General features: G+C 66.5%; 20 protein-coding genes. 9 read left to right on the top strand and 11 right to left on the bottom strand.

Annotated features, from left to right (window positions below; all coding sequences use genetic code 11):
- Positions 1-35 precede the first annotated feature (35 nt).
- Positions 36-1,436 (top strand): cell envelope integrity protein CreD, encoded by a 1,401-nt coding sequence (creD, locus tag K2O51_RS13360; RefSeq protein WP_011296373.1) that lies wholly within the window; start codon positions 36-38, stop codon positions 1,434-1,436.
- Here the strand turns inward: creD and slmA are convergent.
- From slmA to argB, 3 genes are all read right to left on the bottom strand, one after another.
- Entirely contained in the window at positions 1,433-2,098 is a 666-nt protein-coding gene (gene slmA / locus K2O51_RS13355; RefSeq protein WP_041679447.1) for a nucleoid occlusion factor SlmA, read from the bottom strand. The genes creD and slmA overlap by 4 nt on opposite strands.
- Positions 2,095-3,063 (bottom strand): pyrimidine 5'-nucleotidase, encoded by a 969-nt coding sequence (locus tag K2O51_RS13350; protein ID WP_011296371.1) that lies wholly within the window; start codon positions 3,061-3,063, stop codon positions 2,095-2,097. Before K2O51_RS13350 ends, slmA begins: the two co-directional genes overlap by 4 nt.
- Positions 3,064-3,138: 75 nt before the next feature.
- Positions 3,139-4,068, bottom strand: a complete 930-nt coding sequence (gene argB, locus K2O51_RS13345; protein ID WP_011296370.1) for an acetylglutamate kinase — start codon at positions 4,066-4,068, stop codon at positions 3,139-3,141.
- A 237-nt stretch (positions 4,069-4,305) separates the two neighbouring features.
- On the opposite strand from argB, the gene K2O51_RS13340 reads away from it, so the two are divergent.
- From K2O51_RS13340 to K2O51_RS13330, 3 genes are read left to right on the top strand one after another with little or no spacing between them, the layout of a single operon-like run.
- On the top strand, positions 4,306-4,905 hold the full coding sequence (locus tag K2O51_RS13340; RefSeq protein WP_140949362.1) for a sigma-70 family RNA polymerase sigma factor: 600 nt from the start codon (positions 4,306-4,308) through the stop codon (positions 4,903-4,905).
- An 18-nt stretch (positions 4,906-4,923) separates the two neighbouring features.
- Positions 4,924-5,157, top strand: coding sequence for a zf-HC2 domain-containing protein (locus K2O51_RS13335; RefSeq protein ID WP_140949363.1), 234 nt, complete (start codon positions 4,924-4,926; stop codon positions 5,155-5,157).
- Entirely contained in the window at positions 5,154-5,384 is a 231-nt protein-coding gene (locus K2O51_RS13330) for a cysteine-rich CWC family protein (RefSeq protein ID WP_140949364.1), read from the top strand. The genes K2O51_RS13335 and K2O51_RS13330 overlap by 4 nt, the downstream gene beginning before the upstream one ends.
- Here K2O51_RS13330 and K2O51_RS13325 read toward each other — a convergent pair.
- On the bottom strand, positions 5,369-5,887 hold the full coding sequence (locus K2O51_RS13325) for a DMT family transporter (protein WP_220631216.1): 519 nt from the start codon (positions 5,885-5,887) through the stop codon (positions 5,369-5,371). The genes K2O51_RS13330 and K2O51_RS13325 overlap by 16 nt on opposite strands.
- 94 nt (positions 5,888-5,981) lie before the next feature.
- On the opposite strand from K2O51_RS13325, the gene K2O51_RS13320 reads away from it, so the two are divergent.
- The gene (locus K2O51_RS13320; protein WP_220631215.1) at positions 5,982-6,917 is read left to right on the top strand and encodes a LysR family transcriptional regulator; all 936 of its coding nucleotides are present in this window, start codon (positions 5,982-5,984) and stop codon (positions 6,915-6,917) included.
- A gap of 161 nt (positions 6,918-7,078) precedes the next feature.
- Here K2O51_RS13320 and K2O51_RS13315 read toward each other — a convergent pair whose 3' ends face one another.
- Positions 7,079-7,555, bottom strand: a complete 477-nt coding sequence (locus K2O51_RS13315; RefSeq protein WP_220631214.1) for a copper chaperone PCu(A)C — start codon at positions 7,553-7,555, stop codon at positions 7,079-7,081.
- Between the two features lie 156 nt (positions 7,556-7,711).
- Here K2O51_RS13315 and K2O51_RS13310 point away from each other — a divergent pair, with 156 nt between their 5' ends.
- Both K2O51_RS13310 and K2O51_RS13305 read left to right on the top strand, forming a co-directional pair.
- Positions 7,712-9,067, top strand: a complete 1,356-nt coding sequence (locus tag K2O51_RS13310; protein ID WP_140949625.1) for an ATP-binding protein — start codon at positions 7,712-7,714, stop codon at positions 9,065-9,067.
- 5 nt (positions 9,068-9,072) lie between these two features.
- Complete coding sequence (locus tag K2O51_RS13305; protein WP_041679788.1) at positions 9,073-9,684, top strand: response regulator transcription factor; 612 nt, start codon at positions 9,073-9,075, stop codon at positions 9,682-9,684.
- A gap of 37 nt (positions 9,685-9,721) precedes the next feature.
- Here the strand turns inward: K2O51_RS13305 and K2O51_RS13300 are convergent, their stop codons facing one another.
- Positions 9,722-10,018 carry a hypothetical protein gene (locus K2O51_RS13300; RefSeq protein ID WP_140949624.1) on the bottom strand — a complete coding sequence of 99 codons (297 nt, stop codon included), beginning with the start codon at positions 10,016-10,018 and terminating at the stop codon, positions 9,722-9,724.
- 271 nt (positions 10,019-10,289) lie between these two features.
- On the opposite strand from K2O51_RS13300, the gene K2O51_RS13295 reads away from it, so the two are divergent.
- A complete protein-coding gene (locus K2O51_RS13295) occupies positions 10,290-10,847 on the top strand; it encodes a YcnI family copper-binding membrane protein (protein WP_245001906.1) in 558 nt (185 codons plus the stop codon).
- An 85-nt stretch (positions 10,848-10,932) separates the two neighbouring features.
- Here the strand turns inward: K2O51_RS13295 and K2O51_RS13290 are convergent, their stop codons facing one another.
- The 5 genes from K2O51_RS13290 to K2O51_RS13270 all read right to left on the bottom strand — a co-directional run bounded on the left by K2O51_RS13290 (position 10,933) and on the right by K2O51_RS13270 (position 15,902).
- Entirely contained in the window at positions 10,933-11,385 is a 453-nt protein-coding gene (locus K2O51_RS13290; RefSeq protein WP_140949623.1) for a PA2169 family four-helix-bundle protein, read from the bottom strand.
- Between the two features lie 211 nt (positions 11,386-11,596).
- Positions 11,597-12,928, bottom strand: a complete 1,332-nt coding sequence (gene hslU, locus K2O51_RS13285; protein ID WP_140949622.1) for an ATP-dependent protease ATPase subunit HslU — start codon at positions 12,926-12,928, stop codon at positions 11,597-11,599.
- 56 nt (positions 12,929-12,984) lie between these two features.
- Positions 12,985-13,521, bottom strand: coding sequence for an ATP-dependent protease subunit HslV (hslV, locus tag K2O51_RS13280; RefSeq protein ID WP_140949621.1), 537 nt, complete (start codon positions 13,519-13,521; stop codon positions 12,985-12,987).
- A gap of 232 nt (positions 13,522-13,753) precedes the next feature.
- The gene (locus K2O51_RS13275; protein WP_140949620.1) at positions 13,754-14,740 is read right to left on the bottom strand and encodes a tripartite tricarboxylate transporter substrate-binding protein; all 987 of its coding nucleotides are present in this window, start codon (positions 14,738-14,740) and stop codon (positions 13,754-13,756) included.
- Positions 14,741-15,002: 262 nt separating this feature from the next.
- Complete coding sequence (locus K2O51_RS13270; protein ID WP_140949619.1) at positions 15,003-15,902, bottom strand: alpha/beta fold hydrolase; 900 nt, start codon at positions 15,900-15,902, stop codon at positions 15,003-15,005.
- A 180-nt stretch (positions 15,903-16,082) separates the two neighbouring features.
- On the opposite strand from K2O51_RS13270, the gene K2O51_RS13265 reads away from it, so the two are divergent.
- Positions 16,083-16,601 carry a Fur family transcriptional regulator gene (locus K2O51_RS13265; protein WP_140949618.1) on the top strand — a complete coding sequence of 173 codons (519 nt, stop codon included), beginning with the start codon at positions 16,083-16,085 and terminating at the stop codon, positions 16,599-16,601.
- Positions 16,602-16,603 lie beyond the last annotated feature (2 nt).

Genomic DNA, 16,603 nt, shown 5'->3' with positions numbered 1-16,603 from the left:
TAATCTGGCCGGCACCATCACTCCCGGGCCGAGCCATGAACAAAGTCCTGCTGTACAAATCGCTGATCACCGGCGTGCTGATCGTGCTGATCCTGATCCCCCTCAGCCTTGTGGGCAACCTCGTCCAGGAGCGCAAGTCCTACGGCCAAGAGGCAGAGCAGAGTATCTGGAAGAGCTACGCCGGCCCGCAGACGCTGACCGGACCGGTGCTGGTGGTGCCGTACAAGGAAGTGACGTCCGTCACCGAACGCGCCGATGCGAAGCAGCCCGCCGTCTCGACGATGCACGTCGAGGTGCGGCAGTTGCTGGTGTTTCCGCAAACCCTGCGCGTGCAAGCCGGCGTTACGCCGGGCGAACGCTACCGCGGCATCCACAAGACGCTGGTGTACGAGATGCAGAGCCGCTGGGAGGGCAGCATCACCCTGCCCTCGCCCGAAGACCTGGCCCGCTCGCCCGGCCATGTCCGGTTTGAAGTCGGCCAGCCTTATCTGGCACTGGGCATCACCGACACACGCGGCCTGATGACTGCGCCCGTGATCGAACTCGATGGCAAGAAGTTGCCGCTGCAACAAGGCGCGAAACTGCCCACGCTGCCGCAGGGCCTGCATGCCGATCTGGACCTGCCCGACTTCAAGGCCGCGGCGAGCCATCCGCGCGATGCGGGCCGCACGGTGCCGTTCGCCCTGACGCTGCCGCTGCTGGGCGCGCAATCGCTGTCCGTGGTGCCGATCGCCGCGCAGAACGATATCGCGATTCAGTCGGCGTGGCCGCACCCGAGCTTCGACGGCGAGTTCCTGCCGCGTACGCGTACGGTCGACAACAAAGGGTTCCGCGCGAACTGGAGCGTAACCGCCTTCAACACCAAGGCACGCGAGCAGATTTCGGGCGCAGGCGGCGGCGGTCTGGACACGGTCACGGTTAAGCTGATCGAGCCGGTCAACATCTATCTGCAGACCGAGCGCGCAACCAAGTACGGCATCCTGTTCGTATTGCTGACGTTTGCGGGGTTCTTCCTGTTCGAGCTGGTCAAGCAGCTTCGCATCCACCCGGTGCAATACCTGCTGGTGGGCCTGGCGCTGGCGCTGTTCTTCCTGCTGCTGCTGAGCCTCTCCGAACATATCGCCTTCGCGCTGGCCTATGTGGCGGCAAGCGCGGCCTGCATCGGCCTGCTCGGCTTCTACCTGTCGTTCGTGCTGCGAAGCTGGAAACGCGGGCTGGGCTTCGCCACGCTGCTGACCACGCTGTATGGCGCGCTCTACGTGCTGCTGCGCTCGGAAGACAACGCGCTGGTGCTTGGCTCGCTGCTGCTGTTCCTGCTGCTGGCCGCGATCATGGTCGTGACGCGCAAGGTGGACTGGTATGCCGCCGGCGCGGCCTTGCAGCCGCAGCGCGACAAGCCCGCCGCCGTTGCGGCGGCGGGAGAGGGTGCGGTCTAGCCGAGCAGCACGCGCAACTGCGCGTCCACGCGCTCGCCCGGCGACTTGCGGAAACCGCTCTTGGCATAACGATGCCACTGGCCCTGCACGTACGCCATGACCAGCGCGGCGCGCAGCGCGACATCGGCATCGGCCGGGAACGCGCCCTGCGTCACGGCGATCTTCAGGCACTGGCGCAGCGAGGCCTCGATGCGGTCGACCATCTGGTTGATGCGGTCCTGCAGGCGCTCGTGCTCGCCGACGAGCGCCTCGCCGGTCAACACGCGCGTCATGCCGGGGTTCTTCTCCGCGAACGACAGCAGCATGCGCACGATGGCCTGCACCTGGCGCAGGCCATGCTCCTCGGTCGTCGTGATCTGGTTGATCAGGCCGAACACGGTCTGCTCGATGAAGGCGATCAGGCCTTCGTACATCTGCGCCTTGCTCGCGAAATGGCGGTACAGCGCGGCCTCCGACACGCTCAGGCGCGCTGCCAGCGCGGCGGTGGTGATCTTTTCCCCGCGCGGGTGCTCGAGCATCGCTGCCAGCGTCTGCAGGATCTGCACGCGGCGCTCGCCCGGCCGCGGCCGCTTGCGCGCAGGCGGCGCGGTTTCAGTAGCCGGCGCGGCATCCTGCCCGCCCGGCAGGACCGCTTCCGGCGGGTTTCCGTTGCTTTCCATCATGACCCGGTTCTCCGCAATCTTTGTTGTAGTTGATGCATCGATTGTACTTTTATGTCCACATACGCCGGCCGGTTCGGCACGCGCGCCCGTACCCGCGGCGCGTTTTCAGGCTGTGACTGCGGTGACAGCCCGGGAGCGCCCGCCGCCGGCGGGACCTGCGATTCGGCCGCCACCAGCGTCACCGAATGCTCTTGCGCGGCATGGCTCGCGTGCTGGCGATCCTCGGCGTCCAGCGTGGATCGCACCGCGGCATCGCCGCGGCTGCCGGAAGCTTCCGGCGCAGCCACCACGTGCGGGCGCGATGGCGCGATCGTGCGCAGGTAGCCCGTGACCCAGGCCGTGCGAATGCCCGTGCCGGCGTAGCGCTTGAGATGCGACAGCGTGTCTTCCACCAGCACCGCCCGGTGCGGCGCGATGCCCGTCTGCGCGAGCAGGCGGCGCAGCATGCGCCGGTCCGGCTTCGGGCGCAGATGCCCGTGCACCCACATCTGCTCAATGGCGATCACGCGCTCGAAGCAATGGCTGATGCCGGCGATATCGAGCACCGCGCGCGCGTAGGCCTGCGGCGCGTTGGTGACGATGATCTTGCGCCCGGGCAGCCGGCGCAGATGCGCGGCCAGCCCGCGCCGCACGCGCACCATGTCGGCCAGTTCGGGGAATTCATGCGCGGCGCGCAGGAAATCGGCGGGGTCCACGCCGTGATGGCGGATCATGCCCAGCAGCGTGGCGCCATAGCGCTGCCAATAGTCGACGCGCACGCGGCTCGCAGTGGCGTCGTCGCAGCCGAGTACGCGCGCGACGTACGCAGTCATCAGCCGGTTGATGGCCGGGAAGATGGCATGCGAGGCGTCGTGCAGCGTGTTGTCCAGATCGAACAGCCACACCGTGTCGCCGGACTGATCGCCGGCCGGGCGCCGGCGCAGGCGCGCCTGGACACGGCGCGAAGGGGAATGACTGGAAGACACGCCGGATCGGTGCTGAGGCAATGGGGGAGAAAACAGCGGGCAGCGCGCCAGTCGGGTGCCGCCCCGTGGCGCCGCTCAGTGCGAGCGGATCATCGTGCCGAACGCCTGTTCGGTCAGGATTTCCAGCAGCAGCGAGTGCTCGATGCGGCCATCGATGATGTGAACCGAATGCACGCCGCTCTTGGCGGCGTCGAGCGCCGACGAGATCTTCGGCAGCATGCCGCCCGAGATGGTGCCGTCGGCGAACAACTCCTCGATCTCGCGCGCGGACAGGTCGGTCAGCAGGTTGCCCTTCTTGTCCATCACGCCGGGGATGTTGGTCATCATGACCAGCTTCTCGGCCTTGAGGATCTCGGCCATCTTGCCGGCAACCACGTCGGCGTTGATGTTGTAGGCCTGGCCGTCGTCGGAGAAGCCGATCGGCGAGATCACCGGGATGAAGGCGTCGTCCTGCAGTGCCTTGACCACGGCCGGGTTGATGGCTTCGATGTCGCCGACGTAGCCGATGTCGATGAACGCACCCGGATTCTCGCGATCGGGCATCTGCAGGCGCTTGGCGCGGATCAGGCCGCCGTCCTTGCCGGTCAGGCCCACGGCCTGGCCGCCGTACTGGTTGATCAGCATCACGATGTCCTGCTGGACCTCACCGCCGAGCACCCACTCGACCACTTCCATGGTCTCTTCGTCAGTCACGCGCATGCCCTGCACGAAGGTGCCGACCTTGCCGACCTTCTTCAGCGCCTCATCGATCTGCGGGCCGCCGCCGTGCACCACCACCGGGTTCATGCCGACCAGCTTCAGCAGGATCACGTCGCGCGCGAAGCCGTGCTTGAGCTTTTCCTCGGTCATGGCATTGCCGCCGTACTTGACCACGATGGTCTTGCCGTGGAACTTGCGGATATAGGGCAGCGCCTCGGCGAGGATCTCGGCCTTGAGGGCGGGGGCGATAGCGGCCACCGCAGTCGCGGCAGCTCCAGGGTTGTCGGCGTTCATGGCTGGGGACATCCGTGAGAATCAACAGGTATGATGGCAAATCTGCCGCAAACCTGACGGAAAACTCACGGGGATCGCCCGAAAGTGCACCATAGGGCCACGGCAGGCGCCGATTTTACAAGAATCCGCGAGGTGCGCGGGCGACCGGCTCACGGGGCCGGGCACAAGCCGGGCCGATGCGCATCGTGGCGCACGACACGGCGCCCCGGCGTCATCTTTGCGCAACACGTCCGGACCAACGCCGCAGCGATGCCTCACGACACCGCCGACCTTGAAACCCTTCGCCCCCACCTGCTGCGCTTCGCCCGGCTGCAACTGCGCGACGAGGCGCTTGCGGAAGACGCGGTGTCCGACACGCTGCTGGCCGCGCTGGAGCACCCGGAGCGCTTTGCCGGGCAATCGGCGCTGAAGACCTACCTGGTTGGCATCCTCAAGCACAAGATCATCGACCTGCTGCGCAGTGGCCGGCGCGAGGTGCGGTTGGCGCTGGCCACCGACGAGGACGGCGAGACCCAGTCCGAGCAAGACGCCTTCGACGCGCTATTCACACGCAATGGCCACTACCAGGACATGCCGTCCGACTGGGGCAACCCGGACCGGACGCTGGAGCGGCGCGAGTTTTTCGAGATCCTGCAAGCCTGCGTCGACCGCCTGCCCGCCAAGACGGCGCGTGTCTTCATGATGCGCGAGTGGCTGGAACTCGATACCGAAGAAATTTGTCAGGATCTGGAGGTCAGCGCGACCAATGTGTGGGTCATCCTGTACCGCGCCCGCATGCGCCTGCGCGAGTGCCTGGAACTGAACTGGTTCGGGCAGCAGCCCAAACTAACTTCCGGCAAGACGCGGTGACCCGCCTGAAAGGAACCCATGCCTGATTCGTCCCGCCACCGCCTGCTGCCCAACTGCGAGGAAGTCCATCATCTGACCATGAAGGGGATGGATCGCCCCCTGAGCTGGACCGAGCGCCTGCGCGTGCGCAGCCACCTAGTCATCTGCGACGCCTGCACGCGTTTCAGCGCGCAGATGCAGATGATGCGCTCGGCCATGCGCCGGCTGGGCGAGGATGACCAGGACGGCGATATGCCGGACAGCCCGCGGTGACCAATCCGTCCACGGTGCTTACGGGCCAGCTGCGCCCGATCGAACACTGCAGCGAGTGCGGAGCGGGCTTCGTGTGCGGTTACGTGGCCGGTTTGCCCGAATGCTGGTGCGCCAGCCAGCCGCTGCTGCCGGCGCGCAGGATCGTGCCGAACCAGCACTGCCTGTGCCCGACCTGCCTGCAGAAGCGCCGGATCGCGGCTCAGGAAACCTCTCAAGCCCCGGACTGAAGCGGCGGCGCGGCTTGCGGCCGTGCCTCATGCGCCGCACTCCACTGCATCAGCACCATGCCGGCCACGATCAGCGCAGCGCCGGCCACGCGTGCAGGCGTCAGCGCGCGCGCAGCAAAGCCGGCCAGCCCGAAGTGATCGACCGCCAAGGCCGCCGCCACCTGTCCGGCCACCACCGCGGCAATGAAGCCGCCGGCACCCAATCGCGGCGCCATCAGCAGCGCGGCTGTGATATAGAAGACGCCCAGCACCCCGCCGATCCACATCCATGGCGGCCGGGGCGCCGACAGCGATAGCGCCGGCAGTGGCACCCTCAACAGCCAGAGCAGCGGCAGGATGGCGGCCAGACTGACCAGCAGGGACACCACCGTCGCCCACAATGGGTGACCGAGCGAGCGGCTAAGCGTGGCGTTGGCGCCCGCCTGAAACGGAATGGCTGCCCCGGCCAGCACGGCCGTCAGAAGCGGGAGAAGCAGGTTTGTCGGAAGGGTCGTGCCTGACATGGCGCACTCCGTAAGGCAATATTCGATGCCTGACAGTGTGAAATATCGCAGAATGAATTTCCAATTCTGCTTTCATACGTTTAACATTCGCCGAATGAATAGCCTACGCGGAATCGACCTGAACCTGCTGGTGGTGCTGGAAGCACTGCTGGCCGAACGCCATATCTCCCGGGCCGCGCTGCGCCTGCACCTGAGCCAGCCGGCGGTCAGCCACGCGCTGGGACGGCTGCGGCAATTGCTGGACGACCCCATCCTCGTACGCGGCAAGGGTGGACTGGTGCCGAGCGCCCGCGCCCATGAAATCGCCGGGCCGCTGGCAGAAGCGCTCGCGCAGGTGCGTATCCTGCTCGGGCCCGGCGGCTTCCAGCCCGCCACGGCGCGCCGCACGTTCCGCCTGGCGATGTCCGACTACGGCGCGCTTGTCGTGCTGCCGCGGCTGCTGCGAGCGGTGCGCAAGGCCGCGCCAAATATTGATCTCGTCGTCACGCAGGCCAGCCGCGAAGCCATGACGGCACAGGTGGCCGATGGCGAGATCGACATCGCGCTGGGCGTCTTCGCGCACCAGCCGGAAGGCGTGCATGCCACGGCCCTGTTCGAGGAAAGCTACGCCTGCGCCGTCGATGCGGCAACCGTGCGCGATAACGGCAAGCTGGACCAGGTGGCTTACCTCGCGCGTTCACACGTGCTGGTGGCCACGCACAGCGAGCGCGTCGATGCCATCGATGCGGCTGTGGCGAAGATTGGCGGAAGGCGCAAGATCGCTTGCGTGGTACCGCACTGGAGCGTGGCCCCTGCATTGATCGCCGGCACCAACCTGGTCCTGACCACGGCACGCCGCAGCCTGGCGGCACTGGAAGCGGACCCGCGCTACGCGGTGTTCGATCCGCCGTTCCCGCTGGACGACTTCACCTTCACCATGATCTGGCACGACCGCACCGAGGCAGACCCGGGCCACACCTGGCTGCGCGAACGCGTGCAGGCCGCGGCAGCCACTCAGGAATCGGACGAGCCGATCAGCTTGCGCGGCTGACGCGGAGGCGTCGACTTGCCGCTGGTCTGTGGCGGACCGGATTTTCGCACGGTGCCTTTGCCGCGCGGCGGCGGCTGTGAACCCGTGCCGCCACGGAATACGAGTTTCTGGCGGGTACCGAGCTGCTTGTTCGCCATCACTTGCCCCGCCGCTCGGTCGATTTAGTGCTTGTGATCGCCGTGGCCACTCTGGCTGGCGGCACTGGCGGTCATGTCGCGCACTTCGGCCGTGACCTTCTGCTCGATCACCTTGCCGCCCTGCTCGATCTTCAGCGTGATGGGCACGGTGTCGCCCTTCTTGAGCTGGGATTTCAGGTCCGTCAGCATCACGTGGTAGCCGCCCGGCTTGAGTTCGACATCCTGCATCTTGGGCAGGTCCAGCGATGGAATCTGGCGCATGCGCATAACGTTGCCTTCCATCTTCATCTCGTGCAGCTCCGCCACGCCGACCGGCGACGACACGCCGACCAGCTTCGCGTTGTCATGCGCGTGCAGCACCATGAAGGCGCCGGACGCCGTCTGGGTCGGTACCGTGCCGCGCACCCATGCGTTGCTGACATCAACCTGCGCCAGCGCGGCGCCCGAGGCCAGCATGGCGAACGATGCGGCCAGCGTGGCCGCGCGGAATTTGGCTTGCATGTAGGGCTCTCCCGAAAGCAGACATTAGACCATGCCACCGCTGGCAGGTGCCGGGGTGCAGATAACCGGATAGTCTGGAGCCGAAGCGCCACGTGACCAATGCGGCAAGGTGTCGCACATGCCGGAGCGCTCCGGCCGCATTGATACACTCGCGGCATGCATGCCGCTCCTGCCGTGTCCCATCCGCCAGCTTTCACCGCTTCGCCGCCGCTTCCGGCCGGACCCGCCGCGCGTCCCAGCCTGGTGAGCCTGCGCCGCCTGTTCTGGCTGCGCTGGGCGCTGCTGGCCGGGCAGGCACTGTGCCTGCTGTCGTGCGAGCCGATCATTGGTGTCACGCTGCCGACGGGCCCGCTGCTGGTCGTCTTTGCGCTGCAGGCGCTGTTCAACGTGCTGACCGGCCTGCGCCTGCGGCTGCACACGCGGCAGGGCTCGGTGCCCGGCGAAGCGGAGCTGATGGGGCAGTTGCTGGTCGACCTGACCGCGCTGTCGGCGATCCTGTTCTATACGGGCGGCGCCACCAACCCGTTCGTGTCGTTCTACCTGCCGGGGCTCGCCATCGCAGCCGCGATCCTGCCGTGGCGGCAGGTGATCGCGCTCGCGTGCTTCGCGCTGGCCTGCTACACGGTGCTGCTGTTCGAGTACCTGCCGCTGGATCTGCACGATCCGGACAAGGCCGTGAACTATCACCTCGCCGGCATGTGGCTCAATTTCGTGGCCAGCGCAGTGATGATCGCTCTGTTCGTGGCGCGGCTTTCCGGCGTGCTGCGCCAGCGCGAGGCGCAACTGCACCTGGCGCGCGAACAGCTGTTGCGTGAAGCGCGCGTGGAAGACCTCAATGCCCAGGCGGCAGCCGTCGCCCACGAGATCGGCACGCCGCTGGCAACGCTGGCGGTCATTGCCGGCGAACTGCGCGCCGATGCCTCGGACCGCGCGCGCAGCGGCACGCCAGTGGCCGATTACCTCCCGGACCTGCTGACGGTCGAGCAGCAACTGGAATTGTGCCGAACCATCCTGGCGCGGCTACGCGAGGATCCTGCCACGCTCGAGCCCGAGCGCATCGACGCATGGCTTGGCAGCTTTGCGGAGCGCTGGCAACTGCGTCATCCCAATGCCACGTTGCAGGCCAGCGCCACTGCGCAGGCTGGTGCACTGGCCATCGAACCGGCACGCGTGGGACAGATCCTGACCATCCTGCTGGATAACGCCGCGCGCAGCCAGCAATCGGCCGGGCATGCGCAACGGCCGCTGCAACTGGAAATCGCGTTCGAGCAGGGCAATATCGCCTTCCGCGTGAGCGATCACGGCGACGGCATTCCGCCCGAACTGCGTTCGCAGCTTGGCGAGACTCCTGTGGTCAGCCCGCACGGTGGCCAGGGCATCGGCCTGTACCTCGCGCAGAGCGGCGCGCGGCAGATGGGCGGCGGACTCACATGGCGCGATCGCCCCGGCGGCGGCACGATCGCCGAATTGCGTGTGCCGTCCTCCCCTTCGCTGGCAGTCAATCCGTCATGACCGTTATGACCGTTACCCACCACCCGGTTCCCGAATCGACCGCGCCGGCCGGCACGCCCTTCCTGGTCATCGACGATGATGCCGTGTTCTCCGGCACGCTGGCCCGCGCGCTGACACGTCGCGGCTACGCCGTGCAGGTCGCGCACAACAGCAGCACGGCGCTGGCACTGGCTGCGCGTACGGCGTTCGCCTACGTCACGCTGGACCTGCACCTCGGCCCGCCCCCCGAAGCGGGTAGCACCGCGCCGGCCGAATCGGGGCTGCAACTGGTCGGGCCGCTGCGCCAGTCGCTGCCGGACGCGCGCATCCTGGTGCTGACTGGCTACGCGAGCATTGCCACTGCCGTGGCGGCGGTCAAGCAAGGGGCCGACGAATACCTGGCCAAACCGGCGAACGTGGATTCGATCCTCACGGCCCTGATGGCGGGGATCTCGGAAGATGCAGCGGAAGCCGCGATGGAAGAGCCGGTGCCCCTGTCGGTGGCCAGGCTCGAATGGGAGCACATCCAGCGCGTGCTCAACGAGCACGGCGGCAATATCTCCGCGACCGCGCGCGCGCTCAACATGCACCGGCGCACGCTGCAGCGCAAGCTGGGCAAGCGCCCGGTATCGCGCTGACGGCGCTGGCCGTACGGATGTGGATTACGGATGTGGATTACAGCCGAAGCTGCACGTAGTCCCATTCCAGCGCATCGCTGGCTCCGTCCGGCTTGTCTTGCCGCGCGACCACGCGCAGCGCATCGCTGGCGTGACGGTCGGCCAGTGTGAACAGCTCTCCGGATTGCAGTGCAAGCGTGGCCGCAGCAACTGCGGCGGCGCCCAGGCTGCCGTGCCGGGCGATGGGCGCCGCGGCGTCTGCCGGACGCATGCACAGGAAGGCAGTCGCCGCGGCGATCGCGGCCAACAAGCCGGCGGTAGCGACCGCCACGCGGCTGAACTGTGTCTTCACCATGTTTTTCCTCCTGCCAGTAGGTTGTTGAAATGCGGTGGCTCCCGCATCTGCCATTCGGCTTAAGGTGCGCAAGGGTCTCATTGGGCGACCGGTGTGCGCTAGCGTGCTTACCAATGCTTACCAACCTTACCGAGGTGTGGCAGGGTCGATACGTTTGATACGCCCGTGACACGTGGCACTGACATCCATGGCTGCGGCACTACGCCGCATCGGCCCACAACACGAGACAGCACCTGCGCCGCTAGACTGGCGGGCCGACAAGGAGAACTCCATGCATGACCCGCTTTCCCCGCGCCGACTCGCGCGCCTGTGGCTGCTGCCCGCCGCGCTGCTGACGATGTCCGCCGCCGCGTCGGCCCATATCGTCTTCGAACAGAAGCAAGCGCCGGCAGGGAGCTACTACAAGGGCACGCTGATGGTCGGCCACGGCTGCAACGGCAGCGCCACGCGCGCCATCACAGTCACCATCCCCGAGGGCGTGCAAGGCGCACATCCGCAGCCTAAGGCGGGGTGGCAAGTGGAGGTCAAGCGCGCATCGCTGGCCAAGCCCGTCCAGTCGCACGGCAAGCTGATGACCGACGATGTGCGTACGCTGCGCTGGTTCGGCGGCACGCTGGCCGACGCGCATTTCGACGAGTTCGTGATGCTGATGAAGTTGCCCGAGCAAGGCGGCAAACTGTACTTCCCTGTGCTGCAGGAGTGCGACAACGGCACGACCGAATGGACGCAGGTGCCTGCAGACGGACAGACGATGCGCGATCTGAAATCACCGGCGGCGGAGCTGGAGGTGTTGGCGCCGGCGGGGCATATGCAAGGGCACTCGCACTAGGGTCTCGTCGCCATCGCAAAAAACAGGGGCAACCGTGATTCGGTTGCCCCTTCCTCATCCAAAGGTAGACCTGTTAGACCTCGCGCTAGTGGATCTGCATGCCGCGCATGGCATGTAGCCGATCATGGTGCTGCCGCAGGGCCTCATACTGACGCTGGACCGCGGCGGTAGCGTCCGGCGGAAGCGTCTTCATCAGTACGGACTGGTACTGGCGCCTGGCCGCCTCTTCCTCACGCTCGCACAGCCCGAGCACGGCGTCGTCATCGTTCGGCGAAAGCATATGGCGAAAAGCCATCCAGCCACGCGCGAACATGGCGTTCATGCTGCCCCGGTCCGATGGCTCGCCGCCCATGGCGCTGACCATCGACTGCAACTCCCTGGCCGAGGCGCGGCAGGTTTCCGCCGTGCTGGCCAGGATGTCGCGAAGCTCCGCATTGCGCACGTCGCGGGCCCCAGCCATGCAGGCACGTTCACTGTCCATGTCGACCTCGATCAGCTGGTTAAGGGCGATCACGGTTTGTTTCTGAATGACGTCCATGGAAGTCTCCTGACATGCCTGGAGAACAGCCATTCGGCGGCTTTCCAGGCTCCGCCGTCACTGCGCTGCAGATCGGGCGCCTTTCCATCATAGGAAAATGCATGGCGCGCGGTGGAACTCGTCGGTGCCCGGTTCGTTTTTCGCGCCGGCCCCAGAAGCAAGAAAGGGTGCACTCCTGTGCACCCTTCCCGATTGCGATCGCGCTACCCGCTTACAGCACGTAGCGTGACAGGTCCTCGTTGACGGCAAGATCACCCAGCCGTTCGTTCACATAGGCGGCATCGATCGTCACCGTCTCACCCGACGATTTGCTCGCGTGGAAGGACAGGTCTTCGAGCAGGCGCTCCATCACCGTGTACAGCCGGCGCGCACCGATGTTCTCGACCTTCTCGTTGACCGAGAACGCGATCTCGGCCAAGCGGCGGATGCCGTCCTGCGCGAACTGCAGCTCGACCTCTTCGGTCTTGAGCAGCGCCTGATACTGCTTGGTCAGGCTCGCATCGGTCTGCGTCAGGATGGCCTCGAAGTCCTGCACGGACAGCGATTCCAGTTCAACGCGGATCGGGAAGCGGCCCTGCAGCTCGGGGATCAGGTCGCTCGGCTTGGCCAGGTGGAACGCGCCCGAGGCAATGAACAGGATGTGGTCGGTCTTGATCATCCCGTACTTCGTGCTCACCGTGGTGCCTTCCACCAGCGGCAGCAGGTCGCGCTGCACGCCCTGGCGCGACACCTCGCCGCCGCCCATTTCGCTGCGGTTGGCGATCTTGTCGATCTCGTCCAGGAACACGATGCCGTTCTGCTCGACGTTGGCGATGGCCTTGTGCTTGAGCTCCTCGTCATTGACGAGCTTGGCGGCCTCTTCATCGATGAGCAGCTTGAAGGCTTCCTTCACCTTCATCTTGCGGCGATGCTTCTTGCCCTGCCCCATGCCGGCGAACATCGAGCGGATCTGCTCGGTCATTTCTTCCATGCCCGGCGGACCCATGATGTCCATGCTCGGCAGGCCGGCGGCGACTTCGAGTTCGATGTCCTTGTCGTCGAGCTGGCCTTCGCGCAGCTTCTTGCGGAATACCTGGCGCGTGTTGGAATCCTTCTCTTCCGGCTGCGAGAAGCCGATGTCGCGCGGCGGCGGCAGCAGCACGTCGAGCAGGCGGTCCTCGGCCGCTTCTTCGGCCTTGGTGCGCACCTTCTTCATCTCGGACTCCCGCGTCTGCTTGATGGCCATCTCGGCCAGGTCGCGCACGATGGTGTCCACGTCGCGGCCGACGTAGCCGACTTCGGTGAACTTGGTCGCCTCGATCTTGATGAAGGGCGCGTCGGCCAGCTTGGCCAGGCGGCGCGCGATCTCGGTCTTGCCGACGCCGGTCGGGCCGATCATCAGGATGTTCTTCGGCGTGATTTCCTGGCGCAGCGGCTCGGCCACCTGCTGGCGGCGCCAGCGATTGCGCAGCGCGACGGCCACGGCCTTCTTGGCCTTGTTCTGGCCGATGATGTGCTTGTCGAGTTCGGAAACGATTTCCGACGGGGTCATGGTATGCGACATGGTGTCCGTTCAGCGTTCAGTGGGGCGCGCCGGCCCGTGCACGGGCCGGCCGGCGCTCATTCCAGCGTTTCGATGACGAAGTTGGTGTTCGTGTAAATGCAGAGTTCGCCGGCAATGGTCAGCGCTTTCTCGACCACGTCCTTCGGCCCAAGCTCGGTGTTCTCCACCAGCGCCTTGGCGGCCGACTGCGCGTACGAGCCGCCCGAGCCGATCGCGGCAATGCCGCCTTCGGGATCGAGCACGTCGCCGTTGCCGGTGATGACCAGCGTGGTGTCGCGGTCGGCGGTAATCAGCATCGCCTCCAGGCGGCGCAGCGCGCGGTCCGAACGCCAGTCCTTGGCGAGATCCACCGCGGCGCGGGTCAGGTTGCCCTGGTACTTTTCCAGCTTGGCTTCAAAGCGGTCCAGCAGCGAAAACGCGTCGGCCGTGCTGCCGGCAAACCCGACCAGCACCTTGCCGTTGTAGATGCGGCGCACCTTGCGCGCGGTGCCCTTCATCACGATATTGCCGAGAGTGACCTGACCATCACCGCCGAGTGCGACCTGATTGCCGCGGCGGACGCTGACGATGGTAGTGCCGTGATACTGTTCCATGGTGGCTTCCGTGAATGTGTCAGGAGGCTAGGTGGCGACGCAGGGGCCGGTTTCAAGAGCCGACCCGGGCACGCCGCCGGCCGGTGATGCGCAATCAGACCAATATAGGACGCCGCCGCGCCCCGCGCGGTTCGGAAGACCGCAAAAGAAAAAGGCCATGCGCAGCGGCACGGCCTTTGTCTTTTGCAGCGGCGCAGGGCGCGGGCGGTCAGCCCGGCGCCCCTCGCATCACTCAGTCGGCATAGACGCCGGCCTTCTTGATCACCGGGGTCCACTTGTTGATTTCCGCGCTCAGGTAGGTGCGCAGCGAATCCGGCGTGGCGCGCTGCGCCGGCACCGCTTCGGCACCGAGCTCGGCCATCTTGGCGCGGAAGGTCGGGTCGGTGACGGACTTCTGCAGTGCAGCAGACAGCTTGTCGATCACGGCCTTCGGCGTGCCCTTGGGCGCGTACATGGCGTGCCAGACCTTCACTTCGATGCCCGGCATGCCCTGCTCCTGCGCGGTCGGCACGTCCTTGAACGCTTCCACGCGGCGTGCCTGCATGGCCGCGTACGGCTTGACCGAGCCGGCCTTCAGATGCCCGGCCAGGTTGGTGGTCTGGTCGCACAGCAGGTTGACCTGGCCACCCAGGATATCGGTCAGCGCCGGCGCAGCGCCCTTGTACGGCACGGTGGTCAGCTCGGTCTGGATCGCGCTCTGGAACAGCAGGCCGCACAGGTGCGAGGCCGAGCCGATGCCGGCATTGGCCAGCGACAGTTTGCTGGCATTGGCCTTGATGTACGGCAGCAGGTCCTTGAAGCTGCTCGGCGGCAGTTGCTTATTGCCGACCATGATCATCGGCACGTCGGCGATTTCGCCGACCATCTCGAAGTCCTTGAGCGGATCGAAGCCCAGGTTGCGGTACAGCGCTGGCGCCGTGGCCATGCCGATATGGTGGATCAGGATCGTGTGGCCGTCGTTCTTGGACTGCGCAACCTTCTTGGCGCCGATGGTGCCGCCGGCGCCACCGAGGTTCTCGATCACAACGGTCGTGCCCAGGTGCTTGGACATAATAGCGGTCAGCTCGCGCGCCACCTTGTCGGTCGGGCCGCCAGCCGAGAACGGCACCACGGCCGAGATCGGCTTGCCGCCGGGAAACTCCTGCGCCTGCGCGCCGGCATATGCGCCCATTGCGCCCACTGCCACGACTGCGGCGACCAGTTTTGCAACTCGTTTCATAGTACTCTCCTGTTCCTGCTTCCGTCTGCAAAGCGCTGCCGGTGCCGGATGCCGCGTGTCGTGATGCGGTCTGTGCGCAAGCCGCGGGGGGGGTCCCGTTGCGCGATCGACGATGGGATGTCTGGCAGCGCCGCCCCGCACACCTGTATATAGCGGCCGAGGGCGGCGTTGATGTTAGCAATTGCAGACATCCAGACGGAATCAGGGCTAACCCGCGCGCATCGGGGTGGAATGCGACGGAAGCGCCCTGACGGGAGGAGGGCTAGCGGAAGAAGGCGAGCATCTCTTGCGCCAGGGGCTGCGGCGATTCCTCCGGAATGTAGTGTCCGCAGTCCAGCGCCTTGCCGCTGACGCTATGGCCGACGGCTTCCCACAGCGCCAGCGGCTCGAAGCAGCGCGCCACCACGCCGTGCTCGCCCCACAGCACGCGCACCGGCATTTCCAGGCTGCGCCCGGCATCACGGTCGGCGCGGTCGTGTTCGAGATCGATGGTGGCTGCCGCGCGATAGTCCTCGCACATGGCGTGCACGCGCGCCGGTTCACGCATGGCGGCGCCATAGGCCGCCATGGCATCGGGAGAGAACGGCGTCAGGCCCGCGTGGCGCAGGCCCATCAGCTTGCTGAGATAGAAATCAGGCTCGGCGTTGATCAGCGTCTCGGGGAAGGGGGTGGGCTGGATCAGGAAGAACCAGTGCCAGTAAGCCGCGGCAAACGCCATGCTGGTGCGCTCGTACATGTCCAGCGTCGGCGCGATATCGAGCAGCATCAGCCGCTCGACCGCCCGCGGATGGTCCATGGCAAGGCGGTGCGCCACGCGCGCGCCGCGGTCGTGGCCGCACAACGCAAAGCGATGGAAGCCAAATGCGGCCATGACGTCGACCTGGTCCTGCGCCATGGCGCGCTTGCTGTAGTTCTCATGTCCGGCGTTGCCGGCCGGCGCCGAACTGCTGCCATAACCGCGCAGGTCGGTCGCGATGATGGTGAAGTGGTCGGCCAGCACGGGCGCCACCTTGTGCCAGATCAGGTGGCTCTGCGGATGCCCGTGCAGGAGCAGCAGCGGCGGACCGGAACCGCCCTGCACGCCGGCGATCTCGATGTCGCCCACGCGGCGCCTGAAGGGTTCGAAGTTGGGGAACAGCAGCGCGCTTGCATCGTTCAGCATCGCGTGTCTCCGGTCTGGGCCGTTGGAAGGAGTGGGTGGCGACGTACTTCCTTGCCGATCATAGGCGCAAACCGCGCACTCGGTGTGCTGTGGGGGCAACCTTCAGCGCGCGGCCGCGTCCCCATCACCCCACACGCAACTGAATTGCAACAGCGCAGTGCCTATGGTTAAATCCTCTGCATGACCAGTCTTACCCCGAGCCAGCCCGATAGCGCACCGGCGCCGGCTGTCCTCGAAGCCGCGCAGGAGCGTCTGCGCCGTCTCGGTGCCCGCGTGACGCAGCCGCGGCTGTGCATCCTTGCCTGCCTGATCGGCAGCAACGAGCCGCTGACCCACCAGGCCGTGATCGACCGTTTGCCCGGGCAGGGCGAGGCCATCGACCGCGTCACGGTCTATCGCGTGCTGGACTGGCTGGTGGAACAAGGCGTGGCGCAGAAGCGCGCCGGCAATGACCGCGTGTTCCGCTTCAGCCTGGTCGAGCACGAGGCCGCGCGCGCCGAGGTGCATCGCCAGCACAGCCATTTCCACTGCACGCGCTGCGACCGCACGTTCTGCCTCGATGACGTCGGCCTGCCGGCGCAGCCGGCCGCGCCGCGCGTGCCCAGCGGCTTCGCCATCGAACATGTCGAGCTGACCGTGAACGGCGTGTGCGCGGAGTGCGGCGCACGGGTGGCACGGCAGCCCGACAGCGCAACCTGACG

The sequence above is a fragment of the Cupriavidus pinatubonensis genome (genome assembly GCF_019602855.1).
Taxonomy (GTDB): domain Bacteria; phylum Pseudomonadota; class Gammaproteobacteria; order Burkholderiales; family Burkholderiaceae; genus Cupriavidus; species Cupriavidus pinatubonensis.
The sequence above is the reverse complement of the archived record's forward strand: the minus strand, read 5'-3'. Positions and strand labels throughout refer to the sequence as shown.

What these genes read in the sequence shown, in the direction of transcription:
- K2O51_RS13325 (WP_220631216.1), bottom strand. Translation starts at nt 5,887, where the DNA reads ATGTCAGGCACGACCCTTCCGACAAACCTGCTTCTCCCGCTTCTGACG.
- K2O51_RS13290 (WP_140949623.1), bottom strand. Translation starts at nt 11,385, where the DNA reads ATGGACGTCATTCAGAAACAAACCGTGATCGCCCTTAACCAGCTGATC.
- K2O51_RS13270 (WP_140949619.1), bottom strand. Translation starts at nt 15,902, where the DNA reads ATGCTGAACGATGCAAGCGCGCTGCTGTTCCCCAACTTCGAACCCTTC.
- K2O51_RS13295 (WP_245001906.1), top strand. Translation starts at nt 10,290, where the DNA reads ATGCATGACCCGCTTTCCCCGCGCCGACTCGCGCGCCTGTGGCTGCTG.
- K2O51_RS13335 (WP_140949363.1), top strand. Translation starts at nt 4,924, where the DNA reads ATGCCTGATTCGTCCCGCCACCGCCTGCTGCCCAACTGCGAGGAAGTC.
- K2O51_RS13275 (WP_140949620.1), bottom strand. Translation starts at nt 14,740, where the DNA reads ATGAAACGAGTTGCAAAACTGGTCGCCGCAGTCGTGGCAGTGGGCGCA.
- K2O51_RS13265 (WP_140949618.1), top strand. Translation starts at nt 16,083, where the DNA reads ATGACCAGTCTTACCCCGAGCCAGCCCGATAGCGCACCGGCGCCGGCT.
- hslV (WP_140949621.1), bottom strand. Translation starts at nt 13,521, where the DNA reads ATGGAACAGTATCACGGCACTACCATCGTCAGCGTCCGCCGCGGCAAT.
- K2O51_RS13305 (WP_041679788.1), top strand. Translation starts at nt 9,073, where the DNA reads ATGACCGTTACCCACCACCCGGTTCCCGAATCGACCGCGCCGGCCGGC.
- K2O51_RS13300 (WP_140949624.1), bottom strand. Translation starts at nt 10,018, where the DNA reads ATGGTGAAGACACAGTTCAGCCGCGTGGCGGTCGCTACCGCCGGCTTG.
- K2O51_RS13315 (WP_220631214.1), bottom strand. Translation starts at nt 7,555, where the DNA reads ATGCAAGCCAAATTCCGCGCGGCCACGCTGGCCGCATCGTTCGCCATG.
- K2O51_RS13310 (WP_140949625.1), top strand. Translation starts at nt 7,712, where the DNA reads ATGCATGCCGCTCCTGCCGTGTCCCATCCGCCAGCTTTCACCGCTTCG.
- slmA (WP_041679447.1), bottom strand. Translation starts at nt 2,098, where the DNA reads ATGATGGAAAGCAACGGAAACCCGCCGGAAGCGGTCCTGCCGGGCGGG.
- hslU (WP_140949622.1), bottom strand. Translation starts at nt 12,928, where the DNA reads ATGTCGCATACCATGACCCCGTCGGAAATCGTTTCCGAACTCGACAAG.
- K2O51_RS13340 (WP_140949362.1), top strand. Translation starts at nt 4,306, where the DNA reads ATGCCTCACGACACCGCCGACCTTGAAACCCTTCGCCCCCACCTGCTG.
- K2O51_RS13320 (WP_220631215.1), top strand. Translation starts at nt 5,982, where the DNA reads ATGAATAGCCTACGCGGAATCGACCTGAACCTGCTGGTGGTGCTGGAA.
- argB (WP_011296370.1), bottom strand. Translation starts at nt 4,068, where the DNA reads ATGTCCCCAGCCATGAACGCCGACAACCCTGGAGCTGCCGCGACTGCG.
- creD (WP_011296373.1), top strand. Translation starts at nt 36, where the DNA reads ATGAACAAAGTCCTGCTGTACAAATCGCTGATCACCGGCGTGCTGATC.